This window comes from Shewanella sp. SW1 (assembly GCF_025653545.1).
GTDB lineage: Bacteria > Pseudomonadota > Gammaproteobacteria > Enterobacterales > Shewanellaceae > Shewanella > Shewanella oncorhynchi.
Genome location: NZ_JAKKSG010000017.1, coordinates 74,888 through 94,273 on the forward strand (window position 1 = coordinate 74,888; position 19,386 = coordinate 94,273).

The window sequence follows — 19,386 nt, forward strand, 5'->3', positions numbered from 1 at the left end:
GAAACTACATTAGTTAGCAATCAGTGGTTTCTGTCGACCGAAATCTTAGCTAGCGTTACTAAGGCTTGCTTATAGTCGCTATCGGGTAAAGCAGATAATGCCGCGATCGCTTTCTCTGATTCTTCAATTGCTTTTTGTTGGGTGTAGTTTAACGCGCCGCAATGGTGCAGTGCTGCTACGATTTTATCTATGGCCTGAGTACCATCACCTTGCTCAATTGCTTGACGTATGAGCTGTTTCTCTTCGTCTGTGCCATGGGCAATGGCATAGATGAGTGGCAGAGTCGGTTTACCTTCGGCAAGGTCATCACCGATATTCTTACCTAGCTCGTCACTGTCGGCGGTATAGTCGAGTAAGTCGTCGGTAAGCTGAAAGGCAGTGCCGAGATACTTACCATAGTTGCCTAAGGCGGTTTCTTGCTCAGGCGTTGCACCTGCTAGCACGCCCGCGAGTAGCGTAGCGGCTTCAAATAACTTGGCTGTTTTGCAATAAATGACCCGCATATAGCTTTCTTCAGTGGTGTCTGGGTCATTACAATTCATCAGCTGTAAGACTTCACCCTCGGCCAACACGTTAGTCGTATCAGCTAACACTCTGAGCACTTTCATGTTGTCAAGTTCGGTCATCATCTGGAATGAGCGGGTATAAAGGAAATCCCCGACTAGCACACTGGCACTATTGCCAAACAGTGCATTGGCGGTTTCTCGTCCGCGGCGTAACGTCGATTCATCAACTACATCATCGTGGAGCAATGAGGCTGTATGGATAAACTCAATAATCGCCGCTAGCTTAAGATGTGCTTCGCCTTCGTAGCTCACTGCACGTGCGGCTAAAACCGACAGCAGAGGACGAAGACGTTTACCACCACCATTAATAATGTAAAAACCTAATTGATTAATTAGGGCGACATCTGATTCAAGCTGTTTATATATCAGCTGATTGACTGCTTGCATATCAGTGTCAGCCAGTTGACGAATAGCGTTTAAATCCATAATAGACTCTGGTTGTGGGGTCATTACGTACCCGGCCCCTGTTTAGGCTCACGTGTTATAATGAAATGAATTTTACCTAAAATTCTGACATATGACAGCACTAGCTCAACTAATGTGAGAGTTAATCCGGTCTTTTTTTATTCTTTCCTAATTAGGGCTTGCCAGAGTTGGATTCTTCGCGTAAACTCCGCGCCCATTGTCAATAAAGTTTTTGTAGCACCCTGCCTCATCCAAGAATGAGCCCGCGTGTTAGGAATTGGAGTAAAATAGCTATGTACGCTGTTTTTCAAAGTGGTGGTAAACAACACCGTGTAGCTGAAGGCCACACAGTACGTTTAGAAAAGTTAGAAGTTGCAACTGGCGAAACTATCGAGTTCGATCAAGTTCTTTTGATCGCTGATGGCGAAACAGTGCATGTTGGTGCTCCTTTAGTAGCTGGCGGTAAAGTCGTTGCTGAAGTTGTAAGTCACGGTCGTGGCGATAAAGTTACTATCGTTAAGTTCCGTCGTCGTAAGCACCACGACAAGAAAATGGGCCACCGTCAGTGGTTCACTGAAGTTAAAATTACTGCTATCAACGCATAATAGGAGTCTAACTCATGGCACATAAAAAAGCTGGCGGTTCTACTCGTAACGGCCGCGATTCAGAAAGTAAACGTCTAGGTGTTAAGCGCTTTGGCGGTGAATCAGTTCTAGCTGGTAACATTATTGTTCGTCAACGTGGTACTAAATTCCACGCTGGTGTAAACGTAGGTATTGGTCGTGACCATACTCTGTTTGCTCTGACTGACGGTAAAGTTAAATTCGAAGTTAAAGGCGCTAATAACCGTAAGTTTATTAGCATCGAAGCTTAACTTTCGAACCTAGTTTATACTGTTAAAGCCCCGCCATTGGTGGGGCTTTCTGTTTTTTGTGCTTCTATTTACGCCGTGTAGATGCTTGAGTTGGTAAATGATTACCAAGAATGAGCATTGACAGGTAAGATTGGGAGCAAAGTATCTCGAGTTTTTTGGCGACCAATGAAGTTAGACGGTATAATTGCTTCATTCAGTGGTGCCAGGAGTAAGTATGAAGTTTGTCGATGAGGCAGTAATTAGGGTCGAAGCAGGCGACGGCGGTAGCGGTTGTGTTAGCTTTAGGCGCGAAAAGTATGTACCTGATGGTGGTCCTGATGGTGGTGATGGTGGCGACGGTGGCAGTGTTTTTCTGCAGGCTGACGAAAACTTCAACACTTTGATCGAGTTCCGTTTTGAACGTTTTCACATGGCTGAACGTGGCGAAAATGGTCGTGGCCGTGATTGTACTGGTCATAGCGGTAAAGATCTGATCTTAAAAGTTCCTGTTGGTACTCGCGCGGTCGATCATGATACTGAAGAAGTCCTTGGGGATTTAACAACCCACGGTCAAAAGCTATTGGTTGCCAAAGGTGGTTTCCATGGTTTAGGTAACACCCGTTTTAAGAGCAGTACTAACCGTGCCCCACGTCAAAAGACGTTAGGGACACCCGGTGAAGTTCGTAGCCTTAAATTAGAGTTGTTACTGCTGGCTGACGTTGGTTTGCTTGGCATGCCTAACGCGGGTAAGTCGACATTCATTCGTGCGGTTTCCCGTGCAACGCCGAAAGTGGCTGATTATCCGTTTACAACACTGGTGCCTAACTTAGGTGTGGTTAATCCACGTCCTGGTCAAAGCTTTGTGATTGCGGACATTCCTGGTCTCATCGAAGGCGCTGCCGATGGTGCGGGTTTAGGTATTCGCTTCTTAAAGCATCTTGAGCGTTGTCGTATTCTGCTGCACATCATAGATATTGAGCCGATTGACGGAACCGATCCGGTTGAGTCTGCGCGCGCTATCGTAGGTGAGCTTGAGAAATACTCTCCAAAGTTGGCGAGTAAGCCACGTTGGTTAGTCTTTAACAAAACCGATCTGCTGCTTGAAGAGGAGCTGCAAGAGAAGGTTGATCGTATCGTTAAAGAAATGGGTTGGGAAGGCGATGTTTATACTATCTCCGCCTATAACCGCGACGGTACCAGTGAGTTGGCATTAAAACTCCTCGATTACATTGCGAGTCTTCCACCAGAAGACAATGAAGTCGACCCAGATAGTGAAGTTGAGTTCAAGTGGGATAATTATCATCAAGCAAATCTTGATTCATTGAATGAAGACTATGTTGATGAAGATGATGACGATGACTTTGATGATGACGACTACGACGTAGAAGTTATTTACCAAAGATAATAGTAATCTTTGAGTTTTGAGAGTTCTGTGTACGCTGATACTCAAAATGATATTACTCGGCAAGTTGTGCGTGCTGCACAATTGCTACTGGCCTACGGCGCGGAATCTGATTTAGTTGAAGAAATCAGCCAGCGTCTAGGTCAGGCTTTAGGTCTTGCCAGCGTAGAACTCTCTATTTCCTCTAATTCCCTCGTGTTAACCAGTTTGGTTCATGGTCGCTGTATCACAACTACTCGTCGTATTCGTGAGCATGGCATTAACATGACAGTCGTCTGTGAATTACAACGTATCTGTTTACTCGCTGAAAAGGGGTTGTATGGCCCAAATGAAGTGCGTAAACGCTTGGCGCGGATTGAACCTAAAACCTATCCTCCTAGCTTAGTGGTATTCATGATTGGCCTGTCGTGCGCTAGCTTCTGTCATTTATTTAATGGCGATCTCACTGCATGCGTGATTACTTTTTTTGCCGCGGCAGTGGGTATGTCAGTACGTTTAGCAATTGCTAAGCGGCATTTTAATTTATTAGTCAATTTTGCCATCACAGCTTTCGTCACCAGTATGCTGGCTCAAACGGGTTATTTGTTTGAATTAAGTGAAACTCCTAAGGCTGCTATGGCCGCGAGTGTGCTGATGTTAGTGCCGGGTTTTCCGATGATTAATGCGATTTCCGACATGGTAAAAGGGCACATGAATGTCGGTATATCCCGCTGGGGTCATGCAACTTTGCTGACCGTTTCTTCAGTGATAGGGATTACAATTGCGATGCAGATCGGCGGAATTTTCCTATGATGGAATTATTGATAGCTCTTTTGCACGATGCTTTTTTCTCTGCCATCCCCGCCGTAGGATTTGCTATGGTATTTAATGTTCCTAAACGATTTCTTCCTTACTGCGCTTTAGCGGGAGCCATTGGCCATAGTTCCCGTACTTTAATGTTACAGTTTGGTCTGCCAATCGAGTGGGCAACCTTCGCCGCCGCGGCATTAGTAGGGATTATTACCATAGGGTTTGGTAAGCGCCACTTAGCGCCACCTTTAATGTATGCTGTCGCCGCGATTATTCCTATGATCCCAGGCACTTATGCATTTAATACTGTGATTGCCTTAGTGCAATTGACCGCTCAATCTCAAGTCAGTCCTGAACTGACGGGGCAAGTGATTAGTAATGGCCTCAAAACCGTCTTTATTCTAGGGGCGTTAGCCGTGGGTTTGGCCATGCCGAGTTTGCTGTATTTCAGGACCCGCCCCGTCATTCAATAATTCTATTTCTATAAAACAGGAGTGAGCATGCGCATTGCTATGATAGCCGCGATGGCAAACAATCGAGTCATCGGAAAAGATAATAAAATGCCATGGCATCTTCCAGAAGATCTACGTCACTTTAAAGCGATGACCCTAGGCAAGCCTGTTGTGATGGGACGTAAGACCTTTGAGTCAATCGGTAGGCCCCTTCCTGGTCGACATAACATAGTGATTTCACGCCAAACGGATCTTGTGATTGAGGGCGTGACCTGTGTGACCTCGTTTGATGCAGCCAAACAAGCTGCTGGTGAGTGTGAAGAGTTAGTGGTTATAGGTGGTGGCCAGCTTTATGCCGAGTTATTGCCCTGCGCCGATATCTTATATTTGACGCAAATCAATCTTGAGGTGGAAGGCGATACATTTTTCCCCCACTGGGACGATGGGACTTGGAAGGAAACTGAATCTTTGACGAGTATAAATGCGGCTGGTTTGGAATATCGCTTTATCAATTTGGTAAAAAAATGTTAAATTGCAGCTTCTGTTGTGTACCCTGTGTGTATGGGGCGTCAGTTTATCTAACGTATTGCATCATATCGGACATTTAGTTTTCACGGAAAGAGATAGCCTATTCCGTTATCCTAGATTTCGAACAAGAGCTAAAGCTAAGAGATCAATACTATTTAGAGACGAGATGCAGCCCATACAAAATTGATAATAAAACTATAAGAAAGTATTAAGGAGTATCGGATGCGTCTTATGCCTGTGGCCTTGGCTGCGTTAATTGGATTTAGCTATATTGCTGTACCAACCCCTGCTGTTGCGGGTGTTGACCCACTCGTAGCGAGTATTTGCGATTACGTAAAAGCTAACGATAAAAACCGTCTACGTAAAAAATTAAAAGAAAGCCGTGTTAAGCTACGTCAGATTTACAGTGGCATCAGTTGCGATGGTGCAAGTCTATTGCGTACTGCCTACGGCGCGAGTGCGAATGACGCTGGTGAGTTTGTTGCTAAACGTTTGTCTGTGACTGAACTGAGTGTCGCAGAGGCCGATGGTATGACTATCCAAGCTTGGGCCGAAGCAAACGGTCATGCAGATAGTCCTATCACTGCAGCAGTGAAAGAGCGTCTTGGCGCTGCAGCGGGCGGCGAAGAAGAGTAATCGCTGAGCTGAACTTGTTGCTCCAAACTAGCGGCACTTTAGCCTATTTTGCTGCTTAGTTTCACGAGTATTAAGCGCTTTGGATTAAACGCTTTGCCTTGAATTAGATAAATGCCGAACTTAAGTTCGGCATTTTTTATGCCCTTAATTTGTGTAAAGTCGGTCAAGCTGAGTGTTCGGTAAGATCGGGGAAGTGAATTATGCTCAAAAGAAAGGGCCGCTAAGCGACCCTTGGTTTAGAGGATTTTAATCATTAAAATTTAGACTCTAAATTCGCCGACTGAAGCTTGAAGCTCTTCGGCTAATTTAGCAACTTGATGGCTAGACTGAGCCGTTTGATCTGCGCCGATAGCCGTTTCTTCCGAAATGGCAGCAATATGCTCCAGTTTCTCAGACACTTGCTGACTCACTAAATTCTGCTCTTGAGCTGCATGGGCGATATGAGTGCCTGAGTCGTAGGCCTTATGTACAGACTGGCTAATGGTTTCGAGGGCAATGTTGGCTTGTTCCGTTTTTTCAACACAGGCATTTGCCTGAGCGCGTCCCATATCCATGGCGGCAACGGCTTGCTCTGCACCTTGCTGTAACACTTCGATCATCTGTTGGATCTCTCGGGTCGATACCTGAGTGCGTGAGGCTAAGCTACGGACTTCATCGGCAACCACCGCAAAGCCACGACCTTGTTCACCTGCTCTAGCAGCTTCAATGGCGGCGTTAAGGGCGAGTAGGTTAGTCTGCTCTGCAATGCCGCGGATCACATCCAAAATTGAACCAATTGAGGCACTATCAGACTGTACTTTATTGATCACAACGCCTGCCTTTGCGACTTCATCGGCTAAAGCCAAAATCGTCAGTTTGTTCTCTTCGGCAATGGCGCGCATATGCTGAGTTTCTTGGTCGGCTTGTTTGATTTGCTCAAGGGCTTGATCGGCACTTAACGACACTTGTTGCGCGCTAGAGCTCAGTTCTGTGGTTGCTGTGGCCACTTGGTCCACTTGGCTTTTTTGCTCTTGAATACCTGAGGTCGTTTGCGCTGTGATTGCCGACGTTTGTTCAGCTGCCGCGGCCAGTTGGTTCGATCTATCCAAGATACCGATAATCAAACTGCGCAAGCTATCGACGAGTCGGTTGCAGTTTTTCGCTAGCTCCGCAAATTCATCGTGTCCAGAGTCATCCAGCTTATGGGTAAGGTTGCCTGAGGCTAAGACGTTTAGGGCATTGTTCACTTGGCTGAGTGAGCGTTTGAGCGGATTCACTACAGCAAAACTCACAATGACAGCGACAACAATGGCAATTAACACTACAACCATGGTTTGTATGCTAGCAGAGTCAATCTTAGCTATGGTGTCGTTGCTCATGTTGGCGGCAACAAGTTCGATGTTATTACTTACGTCCTCCATGTTGGAATTAATGACTTTCACATCTTTTTCGATAATACCGAGCTTGACTGTGGCTTCTTTAGCATGGGAAAGCTGGCTCGATTTCAGCTGCAACATAGATTGCGGACCGGTGACGAGCGCTAAAACTTTTTCAATATTTTTAGCGACTGAGCTTAAAGTATCCGCATCGATGATACTTTGACCGTGACGATTTACATATTCAAGCTTATTCTTCGTTTCGCTGATAATGTAGTCCAGTTCTTTAGAGATCAGTTCGTGTTTACTGTTTTCTTCATTAGTCACTAAGTCTGCGATAGTGGTGATGATATTCCCGAGGCTAGTATCAATCGCGCTGGCTGATGCGGCTAGACTCTGCTCATCGGGATTTTGACTGCTTTCTAAATCAACAATATCGAGCAGTTCCGATGAGGCATCATCTGCGGCATTTTCGAGTTTTTTCTTTAGATTAACTAACTGTTCTTGCTTGCTTAATGAAGCTTCACGTTCGGCGATCATGGCAAGGCTGTCTTGCTCAAAGGTTGAGAAGCTACCGCTTAATTGACTGATTAAGGAGGAGAGCGCTGGCTGACTTTTCACTAATTGAGTGACATTGGCTATCTCATTTTTAAATTGAGTCGCATGATCATCGAACACTTTACGAATACTGGGAATATTGGCCGATTTAGGCGTGTGATAAGCAATCAGGATTTGTCTTTGTTGCTCGCTCAAGGTTTCACTGAGGTGAGTGGTCGACTTAAGCGCAGGTAAGCTTAATTCTTGCATCATAGCAGAGCTGACTTTTAGGCTGTTGTTGGTGAGGTAGGATGTAAATCCCAGCACCACGAGCAAAAGCGTGACAATACCAAAACCGCCAATCACTCTGGTGGCTACATTAAATTTCATAGGATACTCCGATTTTTATTATATTTTTCCAAATGAAAACAGGGCGATTTCAGGGTTAGGCGGCTCAGTCTGTTATCGACTTTAAGCTGTTTTAGTTTAACTCTTTTTTAACTTTTTTTGGGTAATTTTTTGGTCTTTTTCAAGATGCCATAGTGTTAAGTGTTCACCCCAACAACAACCTGTATCTAAAGCCTTTAATTTAGTATCGCCAACCTTGCCCATCAGCGCAGCCCAATGGCCGAAAACCAAGGTGTGACTCTGGCGCAGGGGCGAAGCAAACTCAAACCAAGGTTTGAGTTGTGGATTAGTACAGTTTTCAGGAGGTTGTTTACAATCAAAATCGAGTCGGCCATCGACATAGAGGTAGCGCATGCGTGTTAATGCATTGATGCAGTAACGTAAGCGTTCTATGCCAATTGCACTTGGGTCCCATTGCTCGGCGCTATCCGAATACATTTGGGCTATCAGTACCTCAAGATAATCATCTTGTTTGAGTGCACGGCTGACGAGTGCGGTTTCTTCTCTTAATATCTCAAGCGACCACTGCGGTGGCACACCCGCATGACTCATGATGAGCTGGTGTTCGGGTAATTCACGCATTAGGGGTTGCTGTCTCAGCCAGTCAATTGAGGCTGAAATATCGGGTGATTCAAGAATGTCAGTTAAATTATCGCTGGGCTTTGCGCGTTTGAGCTTGCCGTGCAACGCCATTAAGTGGAGATCGTGATTGCCTAAAACCGTTTTTGCAGAATCACCTAAAGAACGAAAAAAGCGCAGTGTAGCTAAGGAGTCTGGTCCGCGAGCAACAAGATCACCTACAGCCCAGAGTTCATCACGGGAGGGATTAAAATCAACCTTAGCGAGTAATTTTTGTAATTCAGCGAAACAGCCTTGAATATCACCAACAAAATAATGCGCCACAGTGCCCCTTTCCTAATGATATTAATGTAGTAAGCCTGGGGTCGCTAAACGGAAGGGACGGATCGTCGCTTGGAAACGCTCACCCGATTCGCTGACCATGCCATAAGTGCCATGCATTATGCCAAGTGGCGTATCGAGCACAGTGCCACTAGTGTATTGATAGGCGGTATTTGGCGCTATGGTGGGCGTTTCACCGACAACTCCGGCGCCTTGGACTTCACTGGTATTGCCATTGGCATCTGTGATTATCCAGTGACGGGTCTCGAGTTTTGCGGCCAGCTCACCTAAATTGATGATAGTGATGGTATAGCTGAAGAGGTATTTTTCATCCTCGGGTGAGGACTGCTGCTCTATATATTCAGTTTTAACTTCAACCCGAATGGAGGTGTCCAATGCGCTCATTCTTGTTCCTAGGCTCTGGTTAAAGGGCACCTAAGTGCCCAGACATATTTATGCTTTCTTATCGCAAACCATGTTAGCCATAGCAACATACTGCTGCACGCTAATCTGCTCTGGGCGTTGACTTGAGTCAATCCCTAATTGCTCGAACTCATCGTCAGATAACATGTGCTTTAAGTTATTACGCAGAGTCTTACGACGCATGTTGAACGCCGTAGTACAAAGGTGACGTAGTACGGTCACATCTTTGCAAGGATATGGCTTGACCGCGTATGGCAGCAAGCGTACGACTGCTGAGTCGACCTTAGGTGCGGGCGTAAAGCTGTGGGGTGGCACTTCGAGAACCGGAACCACTTGGCAGAAGTATTGTGCCATTACCGTTAATCGACCATAGGCTTTACAGCCAGGGCTTGCCGATAAACGCAGCACCACTTCTTTTTGCAGCATAAAGTGCATGGTTTCAATCTGTTCGGCAAATTCGAACAGGTGGAACATTAGCGGCGTTGAAATGTTGTAAGGTAAGTTACCGAACACTTTCATCTTTTTGCCAGGCACACTCAATTGGCCAAAATCAAACTGCAGAGCATCACCTTGGTGAATGGTCAGTTTATCTTTAAGGACAGGGTGTTGATGTAAGCGTTCAACCAGATCGCGGTCGAGTTCGACGACGGTCAGGTTATCTACAGCTTCGGCTACGGGTTCGGTTAAGGCGCCAAGGCCTGGACCGATTTCGACCATCACATGGTGATTATCGGGGGCAATAGCACCCACAATGCGGTCAATCACATTGCCGTCGGTAAGGAAGTTTTGTCCGAAACGCTTTCTGGCCGTGTGGCCTAAATGTACTTTGTTGCTCATTAATAATGTAATCGTTTAGTTCTTTGAGGATAACTCAATGGCTTTATTCAGAGCACACACAAAGCTGCCAATATCGGCTTTGCCTGTACCCGCGAGATCGAGCGCCGTACCATGGTCAACCGAGGTACGAATATAAGGTAAACCTAAGGTGATGTTTACCGATTTGCCAAATCCTTGTGACTTGAGAACGGGAAGTCCTTGGTCATGGTACATGGCCAAGACGACATCGGCGTCCTGTAAATATTTAGGTTGGAACAGGGTATCGGCCGGTAATGGGCCGACAATATTCATCTGGAACTCTTCTCGCAACTCGTTGAGTGCAGGAATAATCACGTCGATTTCTTCACGCCCTAAATGGCCGTCTTCACCTGCGTGTGGATTGAGGCCACAAACATAAATTTTCGGTGAAACTATGCCAAATTTGCTGATGAGATCGGCATGTAAAATCTTGATAATATGCTGTAGGCGTTGACGTGTTATCGCTTTTGCAACATAGGCCAGCGGGATATGTGTGGTCACGAGTGCCACTTGTAATCCCGGCGTTGCTAGCATCATCACCACATCTGGGCAATTTGCTTGATGGGCAAAAAACTCAGTATGGCCACTAAAGGAAATACCCGCTTGATTGATAATGCCTTTGTGTACCGGACCTGTCACGACTGCATCGAACTCGCCGCTCATGTTTTTCTCGCCCGCATAACGCAAGGTCTCAACCACATAAGTGCTGTTTTGCTCATCGAGTTGACCACAAATTGCTTCGCTTACTAGCTTGAAGGGCGCTATGGTTAATGTGCCCGCTTCTTGCGGTTTAGGCGCTTGATTTGGCTGGTAAGGACGGAAAGTCACTTGCAAACCGAGTCGTTTAGCACGGCTGGTTAATAATTCTGGATCCGCACAAACGACTAACTCAGCAGGCCAAGCCTGCTGAGCGAGTTGTACGACTAAATCGGGGCCAATACCTGCGGGTTCACCAGGGGTAACGGCAATACGTTTAGTGCTCAATTAGAATTAACCTCGATTGGTCTCTGGCTGGAAGATTTCAATGTATGCGTCTGAACGCATTTCGTCTAGCCAGTTTTGCAGTTCTTCGTTAAATTTGCGACGGAAGATCAACTGGTGCGCACGGTTGCTGTTGAACTGATCTGTGGCATCGGTTTTTCTGCGTTCTTCTAACTGAGTGATATGCCAACCGTGAGTGGTACGGAATGGCTCACTAATTTGGTCGTTTTTCAAACTGTTGAGCGTTTGAGCAAACTCAGGTACGTAAATGCTTGGTTCTGCCCAACCTAATTCACCACCTTTTGTGGCCGAACCAGGGTCTTCTGAGTACTGACGCGCTAGGTCTTCAAACTTAGCTTCACCTGAGCGGATTTGCTTCAGGAATTGCTCAAGCATGGCTTTAGCGCGGTCTTCTGACAGGATCGGCGATGGCTTGAGCAAAATGTGGCGCGCTCTAACTTCTTCGATTTCTTTGGTTTGTAGGCCGCGAGCATCCATGATCTTAATAATATGGAAACCTGCACCACTCTTAATCGGGCCGATAATGTCACCTATTTTCGCACCGTTGATCACTTCGGCGAACAGAGTTGGCATTTCGTTGATGTTCATATAATCCCAAATACCACCTTCGAGTGCTTTAGGACCTGAAGAAGAAGCGATAGCGGTACGACGGAAATCCTCACCACTCTTCAAACGTTCTAAGACGATATTGGCGCGTTTGCTTGATGCTTCGAGTTGTTCACTGGTGGGGTTATTAGGCACGTCAATCAGGATATGGCCAATTTGGTATTCCACATCTTTCATCCCTTGTTCTTGGATGAGTTTGACTAGGCTAGTAATTTCCTGTGGTGATACTTGAATACGGCGTTGTACTTGAATACGTTGAATTTCACCTAGAGTGATTTCTTCGCGCAATTGTTCGCGGTATTGGCTGAAACTTAAACCTTCGCTTTCAATTTTTTGTTGCATCTGCGCGACAGACATTTTTTGTTCACGCGCGATGTTTTCAATCGCTTGGTCTAGTTGTAAGTCACCAATATTCAGCCCTATACGACTGGCCATTTGCAATTGTAGGCGAGTTAAGATTAAACGCTCAATCACCTGAGTGCGCAGGGCACTGTCAGAAGGTAATGATTGGTTTGCTGCTTTGGCATTCGCTTTAACAGTGTCAATCATGTTAGTGATTTCACTTTCGAGCACTATGCCGTCGTTAATTTGGACTGCAACGCGGTCGAGCGGCTGGGGGGCGGCCAATGTAGGTTGGCTGATCGCGAGTGCAAATAAAGCAAAAATCAGATGTTTACTGGGTTTCATCCACAAAATCCTTGGCACGTTCTAAGGTCAGGTTCGACGGCTTAATTGAAATAACTTTACCATTTATATCGAAATTACAGTGAGTTGCCCTAATGTAATTTTTTGGCGACGCATTTGAGTGCAAGGTTAGACCTTAAGATCCGTTTTTATTCGCTTTAGCAAAAGGTGAACGGTAAAGCACTCATTAATCTGTTTGGACTCTTAGTCCTTGTTGAGGTTCAGCAATCTATCACAATTCTTTGCTAATTCCTCAGATAAAGCGGTTTTCTGTAGTTAAACAGGCCGTCATTGAGCATATCGGATACGCCTAATGGGCCAGAACCACCGAGTCCCTTAATGATTAAGTTCAGGTAGACACCACTATCAAACTGCTCACGAGGATCAATTGTGGCAGAACCTATATTGTCGTCATAGTTGGTTTTAATGCGGTAATGATAACTAAGTCTTACTGCGTAACAGCATGATTCGTACTGGATACCTGTGTAAGTTTCAATACTGCGACTTTCGTTAAGGTCATAATACCAATTACCAACAAAGTAGAGGTCATCACTGATTGGCCAAGCGCCACGAACGCCCGCTTGGGAGATGTTCACTGTATCATTGGTATTTGAGTTCAATAAATCTGGAACATAGCGATAGCTAAATTGCAGCAATTTATTCGCTTCAGGTCTGAAATCTAAGGTGACTTCAGATTTTTTATTGTCACTGGTGTTGGTATCGTACTGAATCGCAGCCCCCATATACCAATCATGGGACAAGCGGGTATCTAACTCTGCAGCAAGTACTGAAGTTGATTGATTAGACTCAAAAATACTGTCTTCGTAACCGACTTTACTGTCTTGCAGGTAAAAAATTTGTCCTAGGCTGAATTTAGTGGCTTCTTGGTTATGACTATCAAATAGGCGTGTGGTAACACCTAGAGTGACTTGATTTGCATCGGAAATTCGATCCAGACCCGAGAAGCGACGATCACGGAATAGACCAAAGTAGTCGTCCTGTAATTGAGCCGTATCATAAATGCCTATGTTGCGTTGATCTTCGTAGCCGACATAAAGATATTGAAATTGTGGCTCGAGCGTTTGGCGGTAGTTTTGATCGAAAAGCTCAGTAAAACGTTCGAAGTTGATTTGACCATTAATCCGTACCTGCGGGATGGTGCGATTCACTGTGTCGTCAACAACTATGTCAGGATCTTCGTTATGCTGCCAATAATTGGTCTGCATCAGCTTAACTTGGCTGGTGAGCGAGCCTGAAGGCCCATGTATTGGCAGAGTTACACTCGGTGACATGTGCAAACGAGTCGCCGTATTAACATTGTTGTCCTGATGGGCAAAATTTGTTAGCTCTGAATTGAAACCAAAATCTAAATTGTTCCAAAAATCAGCGGCACGATAGTTAAAGTTAACCTGAGGCATGACTTGATATGGTTTTTCATCCTCACCCAGTACTTTAATATCTTGTACTCGGGTGCTTAGATCCCAGTTACTTTCGAAGTAGCTGATTTCACCTATGCGTGATAACTGGTTATCGGTTGCACGGTTAACATCTGACTTTAAGTCATTGAAATAATTGTTATCTGATACATCGGTAAAATTCGCTAATACACGCCAATTTTTGTCGATCGCCCCTTGATGCTGCCAGTTATATAAATAGCGATTCGGGCTACCATCGATCAATTGGTCATTGCCTAGATATTCTAGATTGACTCGGCCATTTTGGGCTGCACCCGCCAGATAACCAAACTCTGTTTTAGTGAATAAACCACGGTTTGACATATAGCTAGGCGTAAATGTTAAATCGTACTCTGGGGCAATATTCCAATAATAGGGTGCGGAAATTTCGACACCATCAGTAGTGCTAGTGCTAAAACTAGGGTAGAGAAAGCCAGATTTACGTTTGTCTGAAACGGGGACTGTCATGTAGGGAATATAGAATACAGGTACACCGCCAATTCTTAGTTTGGCATTCCAAATTTCGCCCCATTCTTCTTCACTGTTGATCTTGATCTTTTCGGCCTCGAGTAGCCAAGACACATTGTCAGGAGGGCAAGTAGTGAAGTTGGTATTCGTTAAAATTAAATTGTTATTGATAGTAATTTGCAGTTTTTCGGCATCACCGTGAACTTGTTGGCCATGGATCCAATATTGTGCGCCTTTAAGGGTGGCACGGTTTGTCCGCATTTGAGCTTGTAAGGATTCGGCTGTAACGGTGAAGTTACTGTCTTGAAAGACTAAATTACCATTGGCATCAAACTGTTCAGTGGCTTGATCTAAAATCGCCTCATCGGCTGCTATGTGCCTATCGCCTTGGCTAAAAACCACATCGCCACGGAAAATCGCCTGCTTCCCCATTTCGGCATTGGTGTTATCAGACGCAATACGAATTTTGTTGAGTTCAGCCGCACTCATCCCTTGGGTTTGAGATACGATACGGGGTACTGGCGGTTCGATTAAGCATTGGGATGCCGAAGCGGTTAGAGAGTCGTCTGCCAGGACTAATTGCGGTAACAGGCTCAGGGCCAGAAGGTATCGGATCTGCATCTTTAGGTCAGTAATTATGATTTCTTATTCTGGACAAGTATGGATGGGGAAAGTTGCAATTGACAAACGCAACATCGCTTAATAAATCTCTCAATTTCTTAGCTGTTTCCAAATTCTATGCCAGCTATAATAAAGCAATTTTTCTTTAAGAGCCATGAAATGACTTTATCCGATCCGAGATTTCTTTCCCTTAATCAGTGGCTGAATGCTTATTTTTCCTGTGAGGTGATGCCTGTGTTGATTTCCGGAGACGCAAGTTTTAGGCGTTACTTTCGGATTTCGATGCCTGATGCTACCTTTATCGCCGCCGATTCACCGCCTCAGTTAGTGCCTATCGCCCCCTTTATTGCCCTGTCGAATGCTTATTCAGCCGTGGGACTGACAGTTCCAAAAGTAATCCACGCCGATGCCGATTTGGGTTTTATGTTGATGAGTGATTTGGGCGATACCCAACTCTTATCTGTATTGACAGTACAAAATGTGGAAGGGTTTTACCGTCAGGCGCTCGATTTATTACCGCAAGTGGCCGCTGTGATTGAGTGTAAGAATTTTGATAGCGGTTTAGTACAGGCATTACCTAACTACGATGAAGCCTTTGTGCGCCGTGAATTACACATTTTTACTGAGTGGCTGTTAGGAACACATCTTAATTTGTCTTTGGACGCGGCAGAGTTGCAGTTGCTGAATGATACTTTTGATCGCCTCGTCGGCAATGCGCTGTCTCAACCTAGTGTGGGAATGCATAGGGATTTCCATAGCCGTAATCTTATGCTGCAAGCGGACAAGCTGTGCGTGATTGATTTTCAGGATGCTGTCGTTGGTCCTGTGACTTACGATGCGGTATCACTACTACGCGATTGTTATATTCGTTGGCCGCAGCCGTTAGTCGCAGACTTGATGCGGTATCATTATCAGCAAGCATTAGCGCTTGGTTTTATTCCTGCACAGACTCCTTTTGAGCAATATCAAACTTGGTTTGATCTCATGGGCTTACAGCGCCACATTAAGGCGGTGGGGATTTTTGCACGATTAAACTATCGCGATAGTAAACCTGCGTATATGGCGGATATTCCACTGACATTAACGTATATTGTTGACATCTCGCTGCAGTATCCTGAACTCGTGCCATTTGCACACTGGTTAACTCGTCGTGTGTTACCTGCGTTTAGTGTGAGTCAGTCTTCATCTGAGGTTAAGCAATGAAAGCCATGATCTTGGCCGCTGGACGAGGGGAAAGGTTACGGCCGTTAACGGACAGTTTGCCTAAACCTATGGTGCCAGTGTTAGGTAAGCCGCTGATTGTTTATCATATTGAAAAACTTGCCGCGAAAGGCATAGTCGATATCGTCATCAACCATGCTTGGCTAGGGCATAAGTTAGTCGAAGCTCTGGGCGATGGCAGCACTTTTGGGGTGCGCATTCGGTATAGCGCTGAAGAGAGTGCGTTAGAAACCGGCGGCGGTATTAAACGCGCTTTGTCTTTATTGTGTGAGGACGGAAGCGACGAACCTTTTTTAGTGATTAATGGTGATGTGTTTATTGATGCTTTACCGCCAATCACGCAACTGGCAGCGGATAGGCTCGCTCACTTATGGTTAGTGCCTAATCCTGAGCAGCATCCAAATGGCGATTTTGCTTTGAATGGTCATCAAGTGCAGGAGCGTGGCGATGTTAAGTACACGTTTTCGGGCATGGGCATGTATCACCCTGCGCTATTTCATGACACGCCGCAGGGCGCCTTTGCACTGGGTCCGTTGCTCCGATCGCAAATGGCTCAAGGCAGAGTTAGTGGTGCCTTGTTTAATGGATTTTGGTGTGATGTCGGTACCATTGCACGATTGCAAGCGCTTGAACTAAGGTTACAAAGTAACAAGTAAATTTCGGTGCTGGCATATCCATAGGATTAAGCTAGTGCATCAAATACATAATAGAAATCAGGAAATAAGATGCGGCTTTGGGGTAAGTTTTTTGGATTTGTCATTGGCTTTATGTTCGGCCGTATTTTTGGTGCGCTGCTAGGTTTGTGGCTCGGTCATCTTTACGATAAGCGTGCAGCATCGGGCGTGGGTTTTCGACAGATTCTAGGGCAGGCTAAGAATCGCCAAGCCATTTTCTTTAATACCACATTTGCAGTAATGGGGCATGTGGCGAAAGCATCAGGACATGTTACCGAAACCGATATTCGCATTGCGACCTTATTAATGGATCAAATGCGTTTAACGGGAGAAGCCCGTAAAGAGGCGCAACAGGCATTTCGTGAAGGTAAATCGGCGGATTTTGATCTACGTAGCAGCTTACAAGCTTTCCGTGTTATTACGATGGGACGCAAAGAGTTAGTGCAGATGTTCATCGAAATCCAGATCCAAACGGCACTGTCTGATGGTGAATTGGATCCCGCTGAGCACGCTATCTTGATGACGATTGCTCAAGAGTTAGGTTATGGTCGAGCGCAGTTAGATGAATTACTTAAACGCTGGCAGGCGGAGTTTCGTTTCCATCAAACATCGAGTGGCAATAAAACATCGATTACTGATGCCTACAGTTTACTTGGCATTACGAACGAAGCTAGCGACCAAGAAGTTAAACGGGCTTACCGTAAATTGATGAATGAACATCATCCCGATAAGTTAGTGGCGAAAGGGTTGCCACCGGAAATGATGGAGCTAGCTAATCGTAAGGCTCAGGATATTCAAGCAGCCTATGACAGAGTCAAGTCTGAGCGCGGTATGCGTTAGCCTTGATAAAATTGGTTTTTGTAAAAGATAAGGAATTCATTATGAAAAACACTTACCGTTTGTTGCTGTTGGCGAGTTTGTTACCTGTGGCTATGTCTACGCAGGCCGAGGTGTTTATCGCTCCTTTTGGTGGTTATAGTCTGGGGGGCGGTCAATTTGATGTGAATCAATATGAGGTCAACACAGATCAAACGGGTGATAAGGCCGATGTGAAGGTCGAGGAGTCGAGTCATTACGGTTTGATGGTGGGTATTGGTACGAATGATCCCGGTAATATTTATCTTTTATATAGTCATCAAGCCTCTGAACTGAAAAGTGGCGGCTTGTTTACGCCAGACTTTCTTACCTCGTTAGATTTAGATTATATCCATTTGGGTGGCACTTTATATTTCCCCCGTGGCGATATCCAGCCCTATGTCACTGCCAGCGCGGGGATCACTCGCATGCTGCCCAGCGGTTGGTCGAGCGAAACGCGTTTCTCCATGGGGATTGGTGGCGGGGTAGAGTATCAAGTAACGCCACACTTTGGCTTGTTTGCGGATATTCGGGGTTATGCGACGTTTATCAACAGTGACACTTCGCTGTTTTGCAATGAAGATGATTGCCTATGGCATATTACGTCAGATGTGATGTGGCAGGCTCAGGCTAACCTTGGGTTCAAAGTCAGTTTTTAGCACTAACACATCGTCTTAAAAGGAGATTTAGTGGCATGAAAATAGTCGTACTTGATGGTGAAACCTTAAATCCTGGCGATCTCAGCTGGCAATCCTTAAATGAATTAGGCGAGTTTGCGTGTTTTCCCCGCACAAGTGGCGCTGATATTGTCGCGCGAGCCCAAGGTGCTGAAGTCATTCTCACCAATAAAACGCCGCTTAATGCTAAGACTCTGGCGCAACTTCCCGTACTTAAATATATAGGTGTATTGGCAACGGGCACGAACGTTGTTGATATCGCGGCAGCTAAAGCGCAAGGCATAGTGGTTACGAATGTGCCGGCCTATGCGCCCGATGCCGTAGCGCAGATGGTGTTTGCCCATATACTGCATCACACCCAAGCCGTGGCCGCCCATCATCAAGCTGTGGTCGATGGCCAGTGGGTGAACTGCCAAGATTTTTGTTTTACTTTAATGCCGTTGCAATCTTTAAAAGGCAAGACTTTAGGCTTAATAGGTTATGGCGATATCGGTCAGCAGGTGGGAACACTCGCCCTCGCATTCGGGATGAAAGTGCTCGTCAATACGCGTTCAGTTATCAAAGACTTGCCCCAAGGTGCCACTTGGGTACCGCGTGATACTGTGCTGAGCGAATCAGATATTATCTCGCTGCATTGCCCACTTACCCCTGAAACTGAGCAATTTATCAATCAACAAACTCTTGCCTTGATGAAGCCTAATGCGCTGCTGATTAATACGGCGCGCGGTGGATTAATTGATGAGGCCGCGCTTGCTGCTGCGCTTTCACAAAACCGCTTATTTGCCGGTGTCGATGTATTATCGACCGAGCCGCCCAGCGCGGATAATCCCTTATTGTATGCACCGAATATCAGCATTAGTCCCCACAATGCGTGGGCGACTAAGGAAGCCAGACAAAGTCTACTCAATATTGCCGTGGCGAATTTGAACGGTTATTTGAAGGGTGACGTGATTAACTGTGTGAACAAGTAAAGCGGTATGCGTCTTTCTCTCTTTTCATCATGTCGATGTTGAGA

General features: G+C 45.6%; 20 protein-coding genes. 12 read left to right on the plus strand and 8 right to left on the minus strand.

The features are described from left to right. Window positions 1–20 precede the first annotated feature (20 nt). Window positions 21–992 carry an octaprenyl diphosphate synthase gene (ispB, locus tag L5M71_RS15800; RefSeq protein WP_049821790.1) on the minus strand — a complete coding sequence of 324 codons (972 nt, stop codon included), beginning with the start codon at window positions 990–992 and terminating at the stop codon, window positions 21–23. 272 nt (window positions 993–1,264) lie between these two features. On the opposite strand from ispB, the gene rplU reads away from it, so the two are divergent. The 7 genes from rplU (at window position 1,265) to L5M71_RS15835 (ending at window position 5,631) form a co-directional block, all read left to right on the plus strand. Continuing rightward, a complete protein-coding gene (gene rplU / locus L5M71_RS15805; RefSeq protein ID WP_006080526.1) occupies window positions 1,265–1,576 on the plus strand; it encodes a 50S ribosomal protein L21 in 312 nt (103 codons plus the stop codon). Between the two features lie 14 nt (window positions 1,577–1,590). Continuing rightward, window positions 1,591–1,845 carry a 50S ribosomal protein L27 gene (rpmA, locus tag L5M71_RS15810; RefSeq protein ID WP_006080527.1) on the plus strand — a complete coding sequence of 85 codons (255 nt, stop codon included), beginning with the start codon at window positions 1,591–1,593 and terminating at the stop codon, window positions 1,843–1,845. Between the two features lie 214 nt (window positions 1,846–2,059). Next, on the plus strand, window positions 2,060–3,229 hold the full coding sequence (gene cgtA, locus L5M71_RS15815; RefSeq protein WP_105250000.1) for an Obg family GTPase CgtA: 1,170 nt from the start codon (window positions 2,060–2,062) through the stop codon (window positions 3,227–3,229). 27 nt (window positions 3,230–3,256) lie between these two features. Next, the gene (locus L5M71_RS15820; RefSeq protein ID WP_113939893.1) at window positions 3,257–4,018 is read left to right on the plus strand and encodes a threonine/serine exporter family protein; all 762 of its coding nucleotides are present in this window, start codon (window positions 3,257–3,259) and stop codon (window positions 4,016–4,018) included. Then, on the plus strand, window positions 4,015–4,488 hold the full coding sequence (locus tag L5M71_RS15825; RefSeq protein ID WP_028761533.1) for a threonine/serine exporter family protein: 474 nt from the start codon (window positions 4,015–4,017) through the stop codon (window positions 4,486–4,488). Before L5M71_RS15820 ends, L5M71_RS15825 begins: the two co-directional genes overlap by 4 nt. A 27-nt stretch (window positions 4,489–4,515) precedes the next feature. Further along, window positions 4,516–4,998 carry a type 3 dihydrofolate reductase gene (gene folA, locus L5M71_RS15830; RefSeq protein ID WP_263195840.1) on the plus strand — a complete coding sequence of 161 codons (483 nt, stop codon included), beginning with the start codon at window positions 4,516–4,518 and terminating at the stop codon, window positions 4,996–4,998. 219 nt (window positions 4,999–5,217) lie between these two features. Further along, a complete protein-coding gene (locus L5M71_RS15835; protein ID WP_106649681.1) occupies window positions 5,218–5,631 on the plus strand; it encodes a DUF3718 domain-containing protein in 414 nt (137 codons plus the stop codon). A 260-nt stretch (window positions 5,632–5,891) separates the two neighbouring features. On the opposite strand, the gene L5M71_RS15840 is transcribed toward L5M71_RS15835, so the two are convergent. From L5M71_RS15840 to lptD, 7 genes are all read right to left on the minus strand, one after another. Continuing rightward, a complete protein-coding gene (locus tag L5M71_RS15840) occupies window positions 5,892–7,913 on the minus strand; it encodes a methyl-accepting chemotaxis protein (RefSeq protein WP_263208658.1) in 2,022 nt (673 codons plus the stop codon). A gap of 96 nt (window positions 7,914–8,009) precedes the next feature. Then, window positions 8,010–8,834, minus strand: a complete 825-nt coding sequence (locus L5M71_RS15845) for a symmetrical bis(5'-nucleosyl)-tetraphosphatase (RefSeq protein WP_263208659.1) — start codon at window positions 8,832–8,834, stop codon at window positions 8,010–8,012. 21 nt (window positions 8,835–8,855) lie between these two features. Further along, complete coding sequence (gene apaG, locus L5M71_RS15850) at window positions 8,856–9,236, minus strand: Co2+/Mg2+ efflux protein ApaG (protein ID WP_259581772.1); 381 nt, start codon at window positions 9,234–9,236, stop codon at window positions 8,856–8,858. A 48-nt stretch (window positions 9,237–9,284) separates the two neighbouring features. After that, on the minus strand, window positions 9,285–10,091 hold the full coding sequence (gene rsmA, locus L5M71_RS15855; RefSeq protein WP_263208660.1) for a 16S rRNA (adenine(1518)-N(6)/adenine(1519)-N(6))-dimethyltransferase RsmA: 807 nt from the start codon (window positions 10,089–10,091) through the stop codon (window positions 9,285–9,287). Between the two features lie 15 nt (window positions 10,092–10,106). Then, a complete protein-coding gene (pdxA, locus tag L5M71_RS15860; RefSeq protein ID WP_259581771.1) occupies window positions 10,107–11,093 on the minus strand; it encodes a 4-hydroxythreonine-4-phosphate dehydrogenase PdxA in 987 nt (328 codons plus the stop codon). Between the two features lie 6 nt (window positions 11,094–11,099). Continuing rightward, window positions 11,100–12,404, minus strand: a complete 1,305-nt coding sequence (gene surA, locus L5M71_RS15865) for a peptidylprolyl isomerase SurA (RefSeq protein ID WP_263208661.1) — start codon at window positions 12,402–12,404, stop codon at window positions 11,100–11,102. A gap of 242 nt (window positions 12,405–12,646) precedes the next feature. Continuing rightward, window positions 12,647–14,944: an LPS assembly protein LptD gene (gene lptD, locus L5M71_RS15870; protein WP_263208662.1), complete on the minus strand. Its 2,298-nt coding sequence runs from the start codon at window positions 14,942–14,944 to the stop codon at window positions 12,647–12,649. A gap of 117 nt (window positions 14,945–15,061) precedes the next feature. Here lptD and L5M71_RS15875 point away from each other — a divergent pair, with 117 nt between their 5' ends. From L5M71_RS15875 to L5M71_RS15895, 5 genes are all read left to right on the plus strand, one after another. Continuing rightward, window positions 15,062–16,147, plus strand: coding sequence for an aminoglycoside phosphotransferase family protein (locus L5M71_RS15875; protein WP_263208663.1), 1,086 nt, complete (start codon window positions 15,062–15,064; stop codon window positions 16,145–16,147). After that, on the plus strand, window positions 16,144–16,821 hold the full coding sequence (gene murU, locus L5M71_RS15880; protein ID WP_263208664.1) for an N-acetylmuramate alpha-1-phosphate uridylyltransferase MurU: 678 nt from the start codon (window positions 16,144–16,146) through the stop codon (window positions 16,819–16,821). Before L5M71_RS15875 ends, murU begins: the two co-directional genes overlap by 4 nt. Window positions 16,822–16,890: 69 nt before the next feature. Continuing rightward, entirely contained in the window at window positions 16,891–17,679 is a 789-nt protein-coding gene (djlA, locus tag L5M71_RS15885) for a co-chaperone DjlA (protein ID WP_113939902.1), read from the plus strand. A gap of 41 nt (window positions 17,680–17,720) precedes the next feature. Further along, window positions 17,721–18,353, plus strand: coding sequence for a porin family protein (locus tag L5M71_RS15890; RefSeq protein WP_263208665.1), 633 nt, complete (start codon window positions 17,721–17,723; stop codon window positions 18,351–18,353). Between the two features lie 35 nt (window positions 18,354–18,388). After that, window positions 18,389–19,342 carry a D-2-hydroxyacid dehydrogenase gene (locus L5M71_RS15895; protein ID WP_263208666.1) on the plus strand — a complete coding sequence of 318 codons (954 nt, stop codon included), beginning with the start codon at window positions 18,389–18,391 and terminating at the stop codon, window positions 19,340–19,342. Window positions 19,343–19,386 lie beyond the last annotated feature (44 nt).